This is a genomic window from Vibrio sp. 10N.261.51.C6, assembly GCF_041471785.1.
Classification (GTDB): domain Bacteria; phylum Pseudomonadota; class Gammaproteobacteria; order Enterobacterales; family Vibrionaceae; genus Vibrio; species Vibrio crassostreae_C.
Map to the genome: position 1 here is coordinate 63,480 of NZ_JBFRPB010000039.1, position 9,478 is coordinate 72,957.

Here is a 9,478-nt window from a genome sequence, read left to right on the forward strand (position 1 = left end):
TATAGGATAGATAAGGACATTTAATGAGCACCGTCGAGAGCATTCAAGCATGGTTACATTCAGGGGAGGAGTCGCTGCTATGGCTGATGCTTGGCATCATCGCGCTTTCTTATCTGCTTGAAGATCTTGCGATTGTTACGGCGGCAGGTATCGCGACTCAAGGTCTAATACTTCCTCAATATGCGCTGCTTGCTATTTTCATCGGTATTGCCACGGGTGATCTCGGTCTTTATTACCTGGGTAAATCAGGACGTTACTTCCGAGGTGTTCGATATAAAGCCCTCACTAATAAGTACTTTCGTTCGCTTCGTACCAAATTACGTCAGAACGCATTCAGCAGCCTTTTTGTTATCCGCTTTATTCCCGGGCTTCGTACCGTCGGCTTTACCTTAAGTGGCTTTTTCGCCATCCCACTGCCTACTTTCTTGTTTGCCGTGATTAGTGCCACTGCGCTCTGGACTGGCATTGTCTTCTCTGCCATCTACTATTTAGGGACATCAGCGTGGCTGCAAGCCTCTGAATATCAATGGATCATCATCCCGTGTGCCATCGCTTTGCTGTTTATCGGCAATCGATTAATGAATAGAACCTACTCTAGAGGATTATCATGAGTTCACCGCAAGATATTCGCATCATTCCAGCACATCAAATTAATGCAGGCATGCCTTTGCTTGAAAAAGATACCGTGCGCAGCGTCTCTCCTTATGAGTTTCTTCCAACTTGGTTCTTCTACACGCCAGTGGTGATTCAAAGCCTGATGCAAGGGTTACGGCACTTTGACTGGGCACTGCCGCTCATCGCCAACCCAAGCATCAAGTTAAGCGGTATGGTAGGCGAATCAAAACACGAGATATTAAGCCTTGCCGGATCTTCAAGTCAGCGTTGGATCTCACCGTTTATCACCCTAACCAAAACGGATCTCAGCAGTAAAAAACAAGCCGAAGACGCACGCAGCGCACTCATACAAACGGATCTTGATTTCCCTATCGTGGCTAAGCCGGATCTTGGCTGTCGAGGTGTCGGAGTTAAGCTGATCAACACACAAGATCAACTTGAGCAGTATGTTGAATCTTTCCCAAATAATGCTCGCTTTCTACTGCAGAAAAAGGCGCCTTATCAAGCCGAAGCGGGTGTTTTCTACGTTCGTTACCCAAATAAAAAGCAAGGTGAGATCATCTCGATCACACTCAAATATGCGCCAATGGTGATGGGTGATGGCAAGTCGACACTCAAGCAGTTAATTGAAAACAGCCCGCGCGCTGGGCAGCTCAGTCACCTGTATCTACCAAGGCATGAAGATAAATTGGATCACGTGCTCGCAGAGGGCGAAGAGTTCCAACTCGCGTTCGCAGGTAGCCATAGCCGTGGCTGCATCTTCCGCGATGGCAATCAATACATCACTCGGGCTTTAACTGAACGTTTAGACGAGATATTCGATGACTTCGATGGTTTTCATTTTGGCCGACTCGACGTCAAGTTTAAGGACATGCACAGCCTAATGAACGGCGAGGATTTCACGATCCTTGAGGTCAATGGCGCAAGCAGTGAGGCTGGGCATATCTGGGATCGCAACACACCGCTGCGAGAGATATTTTCTACGCTACTACTGCAATACCGCATTCTTTTTGATATTGGCGCTCAGCAAAAACAACGAGGCCATAAGACTCCTTCTTTCAAAAGCTTATTCGCTGCGTGGCAAGAAGAGCGACGCCTTGTTCAACAATATCCGACCACTGACTAACTTTGTACGAGGACCATGAATGAACCCCATAGCCCAACCGAGCGCCCTCACTTCTTTCTCTCCTAGTATCAAGGGAGCGGTAGAAATATTGAATCAGGGTCTAGAGTTTTTGTTAGCGATATCTGACAGCGACTATCTGACACGAGCAAAGCCGCACGTCACAAGCTCTATTGGTGAGCATACTCGTCACACGCTCGATCTTTTTCACGCTTTAATTTTAAAAGAGAATGCGACCGTTGATTACAACACTCGCCGTCGTGGTCATCCCGTCGAATACGACCGCTCAATTGCAGTAAAAGAGATCCATTATGTGATCAACTGGCTTGAACGACTAGACCGCAGAGATCTCGAAGCGCCTATCATGATCCAAACCGAAGTTTCAATGGATACACAAGTATTCGCCAGCCTGCCTTCTACGTTAGAAAGAGAGGTCACCTTTGCTGCTCTGCATGCCAATCATCACTACGCGATGATCAAGGTGATCACCACCTTCCTAGACGTCGAAACATGCAATACCTTTGGTTATGCCCCAACCACCAGCAGCTATCTGAGGGAGCAATAATCATGTGTTCAGTATCTTGGCTGCTTGAAGAAAATGGTTATCAGGTCTTTTTTAACCGTGACGAACAAAAGACGCGAGCACTAGCAATGCCACCTAAACAGTATCGAGTCAACGGTGTCGATATCATCATGCCACTCGACCCAACTGGCGGTGGTAGCTGGATCAGTATCAATGAGTTCGGGCTTTCGCTATGCCTACTCAATAACTATCAAGGTATAGTGCCTGTTGGACCTTTAGTCAGCCGTGGTTTGCTACTCAAGAATCTATCATCGAGTCGTAATATCAGTCAGCTCTCTGAAGCATTTCACAAGCTAGATCTACACTCTTTTGTCCCATTTACCTTGCTGGCTTTCGCGCCCAATCTAACCCAACACAATGGTCTGGTTATCGCCTACATGTGGGATGGTATTCAACAGCAAATAGTCGACACCGATTCTCCACTCTTCTCATCCGGTGTTGATTTAGAGCGAGTGCAAGCTTACCGACAAGCAAAATACGATCAGCTTATGGCAACAGGTAAGAATCAACAGAACTTACTTAAGTTTCACTCTCACCATCACAACGAACAACCTCATTTAGCAACCTGTATGCATCGCGAAGACGCACATACAGTGAGCTTTACACACTTACGTAATCTGCATGGCCAAGCCTCTATGTTTTATGCACCCGGCTCACCATGCGAACCCATTAAACCATGCCAGATAAATCAGCAGCGCTTTACCTTTGATTTATCACCCGCAATCAATCTATAGATGGAGTCCATCATGAGAAAACTATTCACCATGGTTCTGCTACTTGTTAGCCCGTACGTATTTGCTGCCGATGAAATCTACACTGGCTTCTTTAGCAGTAAGGCGCTCGATGGCTACGATACCGTCGCGTATTTCACTTCCGGTAAGCCCATTGAAGGCAGTAAAAAATTCAGCACTGAGTACAAAGGCGCGGATTGGTATTTCTCTTCTGAAAAGAATCTGACTTTATTTGTTAATAATCCTGAAAAATATGCCCCTCAATATGGTGGCTATTGCGCTTGGGCTGTATCAGCGAAAAGTGACTTTGCACCGGGTGACCCACAGTATTGGACCATAGTTGATGACAAACTTTATCTTAACTACGACCAAGAGATTAAGCAGCGCTGGGAACAAGACCAAGCACAGCATATTCAACAAGCCGATAAAGTTTGGCCGCAACTGATTAAGTAAGGTAATTTCATTATGATTGATAGTCCTTTTCGTTTACCACGTTACACGCCTTTTGGTTTAGGTGAGTCTGTTGTCGAGTGGGCAACTGGGCTATCTAAGCTAGACCGACTCTACCAAGATCGTAAAAACGAGTTATCTAGCTTCGAATTCATGAATTACACTCTGTCGGCGCTCAATATCGACTACTCGGTTGCATCGGGAAGCACGGAAAACATCCCGGAAGAAGGGCCTGTCGTGATTGTGGCGAACCACCCGCTTGGCGCCATCGAAGGCGTGATCCTTGCCGATCTCGTAGGATCAGTAAGAAAGGATGTGAAGGTGCTGGCCAATGAGTTACTTAAGCGCCTGCCTGAACTGGATGATCTTTTCATCGGTGTCGATGTCTTTAACAGTAAAGAATCGAAACGCACCAATGCCAAAGCGATTCGAGATGCCAATCGTCATTTGGCTGATGGTGGACTATTGATTGTATTCCCAGCAGGTGAAGTATCAAGCTACCGTAAAGGGGCAAAAACACTGACAGACATCGAGTGGAGCAAGTCGGTAGCGAAATTCGTCAAACGTCACCAAGCCACCACGGTACCTATCTTTATCAATGGCAAGAACAGTGAGCTTTTCTATCAAGCGGGTCGTGTTCATCCACTGTTGAGAACCGCTCTACTCGGGCGTGAACTTCTTAATAAACAAGCGACAACTATCTCTATCTCGATTGGCTCATCGATTCCGTATTCAGAGATAAAATCTTTTGAAAAAGAGATGGATATCGTCAACTACCTACGACTTAATACCTATCTAATGAGTCAACAAGATAGTCCGAACACGCCAATCCACGCGCCCTCTTTCGATACCCAAGTGATAGCGCCTATTCAACCAGAAGTCTTATCAATAGAGATAGACTCACTCCCTGAAGAGATGAAACTGCTCGAGCAAGGGAACTTTGAGGTCTACTGCACGCCTAGCCAATCCATTCCTAACTTAATGCGCGAGATTGGTCGAGTAAGAGAAGAAAGCTTTAGAGAAGTCGGAGAAGGCAGCGGGCTGGCCTGTGATTTAGATGAGTATGACCTTTACTACCATCAACTGTTTGTGTGGAATAAAACCAAGGCAGAACTGGTCGGGGCGTATCGACTCGGTATGGTCGACAAACTCATCGCTGAGCACGGGCTTGATCAGCTCTACTCTCGTAGCCTGTTTAACTACAACCAAGAATTCATTGATACTCTAGAAAACAGCATTGAGCTTGGGCGATCGGTAGTAAGTAAACCTTACCAAAAGAGCCTGAACTCACTGTTACTATTGTGGAAAGGCATTGCGACTTTTGTTTCTCGTCACCCTCAATATACCCATCTGTTCGGCCCAGTCAGTATCAGTAATGATTACAGCCACAATGCGCGTCTGTTGATCGCGACCACCTTATCAATCCATCACTACGATGAGGAAAAGGCGAACTTGGTTTCACCTTCGTCACCACTCAATACCAGCAGTCATGTGTTCTGGCAGAATCATCTATTATCGTCACTGGCGAGTGTGCCCCTACTTTCAAAAGTATTAGCACGGATGGAACAAGGAAAAGGCTTACCGGTATTATTGCGCCAATACCTAGGGATGAACGGGAAACTGGTGTGTTTTAACGTCGACCCATCATTTAATGATGCCTTAGATGGTTTGATTGTCGTGAACCTTAAGAAGGTTCCATTGAAGACCTTAGGTAAATACATGGGCAGAGAACTTGCTCAAGATTACCTAGAGCAACACGCACGCCTCTGATTTATCCTGCTCTGTACCTCTCTCCAAATAAGTGCGATGATTTCGGCACTTATTTGGGTTAGGTTATTTTCATGCACACCTCTTTTATCGAACAACTGCAAAGCTTCGACTTCTCTGAAAGCCAGATTGAATCTCTACTCGCTGTCGCCAAGCCACTTGAGCTGCCAACCAGACACATCTTGATCAATCAAGGTGAGATGGCGAGTTCAATCTACTTTGTACTTGAAGGCTTGTGCCATGCCTGCTACCTCACTGATGATGGTAAGCAATACAGTAAAGAGTTCTATTGGGAACAAGATTGGATCATCGGCTTTGAGAGTCTGATAAAAAGCCAAGCGTCCCCTTACCTATTAGAAACGCTGACTCCCATCACCATGTTAGAGCTGCCAATGAATGCGGTTATCGAGTGGCGTGCATCAAATAATCCTTTGTATTTAAAGCTGTTAGAAACACAGCTGATGCATAAGGAAAACAAAGAACGCTTCATGCTGCTCTATACACCAGAGCAACGCTATCAGCTGTTCTGCGAGCACTATCCCGACCTTGAGCAGCGCTTGAACGACAATCAAATTGCAGCCTACCTAGGAATAACCGCAATCAGCCTGAGCAGAATTAAAGGTCGAATTAACAATAGTTAATGCCAACAATCATCGCGCATAGTACATTCAGAGCATCGATAATCTCTGGATGTAAACATGATCACTTGGCACTCAATTCCTTTTTCTGAACTCTCAACACAACAGCTTTATCAACTACTTAAATTAAGAGTCGATGTATTTGTGGTCGAGCAGACTTGTCCTTATCCAGAGCTGGACGGTAAAGATACACTCGCGGGTGTTGAGCACCTGCTTGGCTATGCTGATGAAGAGTTGGTAGCGTGTGCACGTTTATTACCACCAGGTACCTCTTACGACAACACCAGCATCGGTCGAGTCGCAACCAAGCAATCGGCAAGAGGTGGTGGCTTGGGGCATCAATTAATCAAAGAAGCATTAACACGCTGCGAGGCTCTTTGGCCAAATACGGCCATTGATATTGGCGCGCAGCAACACCTAGAAAACTTCTATGCGAGCCACGGCTTCAACACCATCTCGGATATGTACCTCGAAGATGACATTCCTCATATAGACATGAGATTAGAAAAATAATGACGAATATCACTGCCGGTATTCTATTGTTGGTTGCAGGTAACTTGTTTGCCTCGCTTTCCGACGTAGCGGTAAAGCTGTTAAATGGCGAAGTACCGCCCTTACAGTATATTTTTTTCCGACAGTTGATATCTCTGCTCATCATCACCCCTTTGTGGCTACAGCAGAAAAAAGAACAACGGCGCTTACAGCAGGCTAAGGTAACCTTCATTCGAGGTCAGTTAATTCTGATCGGCAGTGGGTGCATGGTGGTCGCGATCACTCACTTGTCTTTGGCAACCGCCAACGCAGTATTTTATGTCGCGCCTTTACTGATGTTGCCGCTCTCAATGTTGCTATTGAAAGAGCAACCGGCACTCGGCAAGGTGATCGGCACAACCATAGGTTTTATTGGTGCATTGATTGTCTTGAGGCCATCACAATTTCATTGGGCGGCACTATTTGCTTTGGGGACAGCACTCACCCTAGCACTATTTAATGTACTCGTAAGAAAGCTTCCTAGTGAGCAAACGGTGGTCACTACGCTGTGGTGGACAACCTTATTCTCTATTCCAGCCTCATTAGTACTGTGCTTCTTATACTGGCAGCCGGTGTCTGTGGAGCATTTGGGATACATAGCCCTGAGTGCGACGCTAATCTTAAGTTACAACGGCCTTGCGGTTGCTGCCTATCAAAAAGCACACTCTAGCCAAATTGCCTTGGCTGAGTATTCAGGATTGGTGTTTGTCGCGCTAATAGGTGCAATATGGTTCGATGAGATTCCGGATACATTAACCTTTATCGGAATCATGCTTATCATCTTGCCACTCGCCCCTTTCAAGCGACCAAAAAAAAGAGCTAATGCTTAGCTCTTTTCTATCGTTTATCTGTGTCTGGTGAAGCGCTTTAACTCAGGCTCACTATTCGTCTACTTACTGCGACCAAAGCCACCATCGGATAAGCGGAAGAACATCACCGAAGTGTCGCCTTTCTCTAGCTGAAGAATGTCCAACTGCCCAGTTTCAGCAAGTTTGAAACGAACCAGCTGGCCTTTACGAATCTGACTGAGCGGCTTATCTGCACCTTCAATTCGCACTAACGCATTCAAGTCAGACAATGGCAAATCGTTGTTTCGAAAAACCTGCGCTAACGTATCCCCTTGCTTAACAAGGTACTCCTGCCAATTTTTGTTACTCGGTTCTAATGAGCCGTTCTTGGCATTTTGCTGTTCGCTTAAGCCGACGGTGTTTATTTCAAGCTCAACGCGCGATGTTGTTGGAGCTGTGTCTACTTTAGGTTCTGGTAGCGGCACAAAAAGTAATATCAGTACGATCGGAGAAATCACCATCAACAGTCTTTGGTGTAACTTCGGCAATGAACCCCAAGTTTGCGCTGTCGAGGTTTTCATTTTCTTCACATCGATCGAACTCAATTTCTCTTTGACCTGATTCAGTCGATCCTTGAATTCTGCTAAGTGGTCAACTTTCTGTTTTTTCTTTTGACGACGATTCATACCACTGCGTCCTATACATTGAATAACTACAGTATAAAAACCAAAGTACCAACAGTATAGATCTTTCCGTCACAACAAGGCCCAAAGCGAGAAAATTGACATGGCTGTGATTTGGGCACGGTAAAGCGCAAGTGATCAGGGACTAGCCGTTTCTTCACGCTGCTAATACTGGTATTCTTACCCTTTTCGTACTGACAAAAAGAGTGACTTTTCATGTCTGAAGTAAAATTTGAAACTGTAGAGCAAAAAGCTAGCTACGGTATCGGTCTACAAATGGGCCAACAACTTGCTGGTTCTGGTCTTGAAGGCCTAAACGTTGACGCAATCGCTGCTGGTATCGCAACAGCTCTAGTTGGCGACATGCCAGCTATCGAAGTTGACGAAATCAACAACGCACTACAAGAGCTACACACTCGTGGTGAAGCTGCACGTCAAGAACTAGCTAAAGCTGCTGCTGCTGACGGCGAAGCTTTCCTAGCTGACAACGCTCTTCGTTCAGAAGTAACGGTTCTTGAGTCTGGTCTTCAGTACGAAGTACTAACTGAAGGTACTGGCGAAATCCCAACTGCAGACAAGCAAGTACGTGTTCACTACCACGGCGAACTAACTGACGGTACTGTTTTCGACAGCTCTGTATCTCGCGGTCAACCTGCTGAATTCCCAGTAACTGGCGTAATTCAAGGTTGGGTACAAGCTCTACAAATGATGCCTGTTGGCTCTAAGTGGAAGCTATACATCCCTCAAGATCTAGCATACGGTGAGCGTGGCGCAGGTGCTGCAATCCCACCATTTGCTGCTCTAGTATTTGAAGTAGAACTTCTAGCAATTCTTTAATTTTTATAAAAACCTTTAGTAAAACAAAATACTATAGGTAAATAAAATTGAAATAATCCAACGGCGATGTGACTACATCGCCGTTTTTCGTTTATAGTGAAAGAGTAAATTACTTTATTACTTAAGGACGAATAATGAAGAAAGTACTCATCACAGTTTTAAGCAGCCTTGCTGTTGTCTCTTGCGCTAGCACTAGCGACTCTGAACAAACCAGTTCATCATCAGATACCAACTATTCCCAACTATCCCAAACTGCACTGATGGCTGCTGTGAGTATGTGGTCTCAGCAGAACGAAACAACACCGCTTGTGGATACGGTAGCTGACCAAGCTTCTGTTACCAGCGACCAAGCAGTTGGCGGTATTGGTTCAATGTTAGCCCTTGCACAAAACTCTCTTGGCACAGCCGACAACAAAGAACTCGCGACACTTATTCCGGGTATGTCGAGCCTTGAGTCTACTGGTCTATCATCGCTACTAAGCTCACAAGGTGCCGTTGAAAGTGCGTTTTCTGGATTAGGTATGGATCCATCAATGGTTACAACATTTGCACCCATCATTCTTCAAGCACTGCAGTCACAAGGTGCAACGAGCGGCCTGATGGATTCACTTTCAGCTATATGGCAATAATCGTTAGTTATTAATAGCTAGCTTAAAATCTAATAAGGGCACTTCGGTGCTCTTTTTTGTGCGTGGAAGAAAAGATATTTGAGATACGAGATACGAGATACGA

General features: G+C 45.6%; 12 protein-coding genes. 11 read left to right on the forward strand and 1 reads right to left on the reverse strand.

The features are described from left to right. Positions 1-23 precede the first annotated feature (23 nt). From AB4375_RS11015 to AB4375_RS11055, 9 genes are all read left to right on the forward strand, one after another. On the forward strand, positions 24-611 hold the full coding sequence (locus AB4375_RS11015) for a DedA family protein (RefSeq protein ID WP_017100018.1): 588 nt from the start codon (positions 24-26) through the stop codon (positions 609-611). Then, positions 608-1,741 (forward strand): D-alanine--D-alanine ligase, encoded by a 1,134-nt coding sequence (locus AB4375_RS11020; protein ID WP_372051565.1) that lies wholly within the window; start codon positions 608-610, stop codon positions 1,739-1,741. Before AB4375_RS11015 ends, AB4375_RS11020 begins: the two co-directional genes overlap by 4 nt. Positions 1,742-1,760: 19 nt before the next feature. Then, complete coding sequence (locus AB4375_RS11025) at positions 1,761-2,303, forward strand: hypothetical protein (RefSeq protein WP_017083769.1); 543 nt, start codon at positions 1,761-1,763, stop codon at positions 2,301-2,303. Positions 2,304-2,305: 2 nt separating this feature from the next. Beyond that, complete coding sequence (locus AB4375_RS11030; protein WP_372051566.1) at positions 2,306-3,055, forward strand: NRDE family protein; 750 nt, start codon at positions 2,306-2,308, stop codon at positions 3,053-3,055. 12 nt (positions 3,056-3,067) lie between these two features. Continuing rightward, entirely contained in the window at positions 3,068-3,505 is a 438-nt protein-coding gene (locus AB4375_RS11035) for a YHS domain-containing (seleno)protein (RefSeq protein WP_372051568.1), read from the forward strand. A gap of 12 nt (positions 3,506-3,517) precedes the next feature. After that, positions 3,518-5,272, forward strand: coding sequence for a lysophospholipid acyltransferase family protein (locus AB4375_RS11040; protein WP_372051569.1), 1,755 nt, complete (start codon positions 3,518-3,520; stop codon positions 5,270-5,272). Between the two features lie 71 nt (positions 5,273-5,343). Continuing rightward, positions 5,344-5,910 carry a Crp/Fnr family transcriptional regulator gene (locus tag AB4375_RS11045; RefSeq protein WP_372051571.1) on the forward strand — a complete coding sequence of 189 codons (567 nt, stop codon included), beginning with the start codon at positions 5,344-5,346 and terminating at the stop codon, positions 5,908-5,910. Positions 5,911-5,967: 57 nt separating this feature from the next. Next, complete coding sequence (locus AB4375_RS11050) at positions 5,968-6,420, forward strand: GNAT family N-acetyltransferase (RefSeq protein WP_017058878.1); 453 nt, start codon at positions 5,968-5,970, stop codon at positions 6,418-6,420. Continuing rightward, the gene (locus tag AB4375_RS11055) at positions 6,420-7,268 is read left to right on the forward strand and encodes a DMT family transporter (RefSeq protein ID WP_017058877.1); all 849 of its coding nucleotides are present in this window, start codon (positions 6,420-6,422) and stop codon (positions 7,266-7,268) included. Before AB4375_RS11050 ends, AB4375_RS11055 begins: the two co-directional genes overlap by 1 nt. A 59-nt stretch (positions 7,269-7,327) precedes the next feature. Here AB4375_RS11055 and AB4375_RS11060 read toward each other — a convergent pair whose 3' ends face one another. Beyond that, positions 7,328-7,912 carry a LysM-like peptidoglycan-binding domain-containing protein gene (locus AB4375_RS11060; RefSeq protein ID WP_017058876.1) on the reverse strand — a complete coding sequence of 195 codons (585 nt, stop codon included), beginning with the start codon at positions 7,910-7,912 and terminating at the stop codon, positions 7,328-7,330. A gap of 213 nt (positions 7,913-8,125) precedes the next feature. Here AB4375_RS11060 and AB4375_RS11065 point away from each other — a divergent pair, with 213 nt between their 5' ends. Both AB4375_RS11065 and AB4375_RS11070 read left to right on the forward strand, forming a co-directional pair. Beyond that, positions 8,126-8,746 carry an FKBP-type peptidyl-prolyl cis-trans isomerase gene (locus AB4375_RS11065; RefSeq protein WP_008220519.1) on the forward strand — a complete coding sequence of 207 codons (621 nt, stop codon included), beginning with the start codon at positions 8,126-8,128 and terminating at the stop codon, positions 8,744-8,746. 134 nt (positions 8,747-8,880) lie between these two features. Then, on the forward strand, positions 8,881-9,375 hold the full coding sequence (locus tag AB4375_RS11070) for a DUF2780 domain-containing protein (RefSeq protein WP_372051572.1): 495 nt from the start codon (positions 8,881-8,883) through the stop codon (positions 9,373-9,375). Positions 9,376-9,478: the final 103 nt, after the last annotated feature.